The sequence below is a fragment of the Bacteroidales bacterium genome, assembly GCA_018334875.1.
In the GTDB taxonomy this organism is placed as follows: domain Bacteria; phylum Bacteroidota; class Bacteroidia; order Bacteroidales; family UBA12077; genus JAGXLC01.
The window spans coordinates 1-3,228 of the sequence record JAGXLC010000449.1; the positions used below are offsets into that span (position 1 = coordinate 1).

At 44.6% G+C, this 3,228-nt stretch carries 3 protein-coding genes; 2 read left to right on the forward strand and 1 reads right to left on the reverse strand.

The genetic code is table 11. The features are described 5' to 3' along the window. Positions 1 to 93: 93 nt before the first annotated feature. Positions 94 to 918, reverse strand: a complete 825-nt coding sequence (locus KGY70_19615) for an endonuclease/exonuclease/phosphatase family protein (GenBank protein MBS3777412.1) — start codon at positions 916 to 918, stop codon at positions 94 to 96. A gap of 320 nt (positions 919 to 1,238) precedes the next feature. On the opposite strand from KGY70_19615, the gene zwf reads away from it, so the two are divergent. Together zwf and pgl are read left to right on the forward strand one after the other, a co-directional pair. After that, complete coding sequence (gene zwf / locus KGY70_19620) at positions 1,239 to 2,750, forward strand: glucose-6-phosphate dehydrogenase (GenBank protein MBS3777413.1); 1,512 nt, start codon at positions 1,239 to 1,241, stop codon at positions 2,748 to 2,750. Positions 2,751 to 2,762: 12 nt separating this feature from the next. Further along, positions 2,763 to 3,228, forward strand: a 466-nt coding sequence (gene pgl / locus KGY70_19625) for a 6-phosphogluconolactonase (GenBank protein MBS3777414.1), incomplete at its 3' end; no start/stop codon positions are given.

The following is a 3,228-nucleotide window of genomic DNA, read 5'->3' on the forward strand; positions in this document are numbered from 1 at the left end:
GTACCAATATTGCCAAAAATATTTGCTGTTTTTTGAATTGTCATATCAACAGGGTAAATTTTATATTATTAATTAATCCTCATAAATTATTCATCATTGGGGAATCAACTGTAAAGTTACCACGTAGGGCCTGTGATCCGAAGCCACTTTCTCTTCGATGACCTTCCGGTCAACCACTTTCCATCGCTCCTCAGGATGATACAGTATATAATCCAGCTTTCTTTCGGGAGAACCGGATGGGTAGGTTGGTTCGGCCGGGGTATCGGCAGTCATGGCCCATCGTTCCAGCAAAATGTCAATGGGCCGGCTTCCCGGTGTAGCGTTCAGGTCTCCGGCAAGAATGGCGGGGTTATTGAGCCCGGACAAAATGTGGTTAAGTGCTTTGGCTTGATAAATGCGATCCGTGGGGTCCTGTGTATGATCCAGATGGGTTCCGATAAATTCAATCCGCTCATCGTTCATAAGGTCAATTTCCACCCGCAATGCAGCCCGGGGTTCATGTCCTTCACCGGCACCCAGGTGATGCACCTCCATGGATTCGGCCGGATATTTTGAAAGGATGGCTTCCCCGTAGGCTCCCCCGTCATAATCCATGGCTTTTCCGAAAAAGGGAGTCAAATCCGTACGTTTGGCCATTTCCAGAGCCAAATCCATTTGGTTTACCCTGCCGGTTCTGAAATCCACTTCCTGAAGGGCTACCAGGTCGGGATCGGCCCGACGGATAACCGCCGCGATGGTATCCAGGTTAAAATCGCCTTTGACTGTGGCCCCATGCAGGATGTTATAGGTCATGATCTTCAGTGTAACTGTCTGCCTCACCTCGTTTTGCCCCCGGGATGGGACATCATTTACAAACAGGATCAACAGGCATAATAAACCTGTTCTCAGCCAATGGTTAAATGGGGGAAAGTTTTTCATAGCTTGAATTTTTCTATTTGTCAATTTGTCAAAAATACAAATTGACCGAAGAAAATGAAAATGCGGTTTATTTGTATTTATAATGAACAATTGGTCAAAAAATCAGTTATGCCGAGAGAAAATGATATTATTTCTTAATTTTGTGTAATTATTTTTTACACCTTCTTAATAATGAGAGGGTTTGTGTATGAAAATCGCAAGTATTGACCTGCACAACAAGAACATGATTAACAAGCGGGTTCCATGGTGAGATCAGCAAAATACACAAATTTGACATGTAAATCAATTTGAAATGCAAACTTTTAATAGACTATTGACCGATGAATCCACCCAATGATCATATTTTAACCATATTCGGAGCTTCCGGGGATCTTACCAGGCGGAAGCTGATTCCTTCGATTTACGAGTTGTTTAAACAAAACCTCCTGCCCGAAGGGTTCGCCATTTTGGGTACAGGAAGGAAGGCATTCAGCGATGAATCTTTTCGTGACCATCTGAAAAGCGAATCGAAAATTACAGATGAAGCGTTTTTAAAACAGATATTCTATGTTCCTGTTAATACCAAAGACATTGAATCCTACAGCGGGTTAAAGGATCGTTTGCTGGAGCTGACAAAAAAATTGGATATTCCAGGGAATTATATTTTTTATCTGGCTACACCTCCCGGTTTATATCCCACCATTGCGAAGGCACTTCATCATCATAGTCTTAGCAGGGATAACGGGGAACATCCCGGCTGGAAGCGCGTGATTGTGGAGAAACCTTTCGGTTATGATCTGCAAAGTGCGAAGGATCTGAACAGGGAATTGCTGGATTATTTTGCTGAGGACCAGATCTACCGGATCGATCATTACCTGGGAAAGGAAACGGTACAGAATATCATGGTCACCCGTTTTTCAAACAGCATATTCGAGCCTTTATGGAACCGGAACTATATTGATCATGTGCAGATCACTGCTGCGGAAGAAATAGGCATTGAACTCCGTTCAGGATATTATGATGAAATCGGTGCTTTGAGGGATATGGTGCAGAATCATCTGCTTCATATAGTTGGGATGCTTGCCATGGAACCACCGGCACTTTCTACTTCAGCCGCAATTCGCAACGAAACGCTGAAGGTTTTTCAATCGCTCAGACCTTTAACCGAAAATGACATCCGGAAAAATGTGATTAAAGGTCAATATGCCGGAAGAAAGTTTAACGGTGCATATAATCCCGGGTACCTTGAAGAGGAAGGTGTGTCGAAAGGTTCCGGAACCGAAACATACGTGGCCATGAAACTGAACATTGATAATTGGCGCTGGAAGGATGTTCCTTTTTTTATCAGGACCGGTAAACGCTTGCCAAGGCGGGCCACAGAGGTAGTTATTCAGTTCAGGCCCACTCCGCATCATATTTTCTGTAGTAATGACAATCAGCAGAGCACACCCAATCAACTGGTCATAAGAATCCAGCCCGATGAAGGGCTGCTTTTAAAATTCGGACTGAAAATTCCGGGTGCAGGATTCAAGGTGCAGGATGTAAATATGGATTTCCACTACTCGGATATTGCAGAGGAAAAACTGCCATCAGCCTATGAACGCCTGTTGCTCGATTGTATGCACGGAGATCTGACATTGTATTCCCGGGGAGATGCTACTGAAGTTACCTGGGAATACATCAATCCGATATTGGAAGCATGGAAGGCTTCCCTGGAGCTGAATCTGTATAATTATCCCATTCATTCATGGGGTCCTGAGGCGGCGGCGGATCTGCTAAAGTCTTATACCGGCTATAATTGGAAGATCCCCTGTGAAAATCTGTCGGATGGAAAGGAGTGTATTGAACCATAAACGGAATAATCTATGAGATCCAATATACATGTTTTCGGTTCAGTAGAGGAGACTGTTCAGCAATTGGCGGCAAAGATGTATGCCCTTGCCCTGAATGATGATTCCGAATATTTCCATCTGGCCATATCCGGGGGTAGTACGCCTTTGAAGTGGTTTAAGCATTTAAGCGAGCAGTATGCCTCACTTATGCCCTGGAGCAGGTTTAAGGTTTTCTGGGTTGACGAACGGTGCGTCCCTCCTGATGATCCGGAAAGCAACTATGGAATGGCCCGTCATCATTTGCTCCGTCATGTTGGTATCCCGGAAGATCAGGTTTACAGAATGAGGGGAGAATACGATCCCTATTCCGAGGCGGACCGGTATGCCTCTCTTCTGCAGGAAAATCTTCCCGCGAAAAATGGATCGCCTTTATTCGATCTGATCGTATTGGGTATGGGAGATGACGGCCATACAGCCTCTGTTTTTCCGGATCAAATCC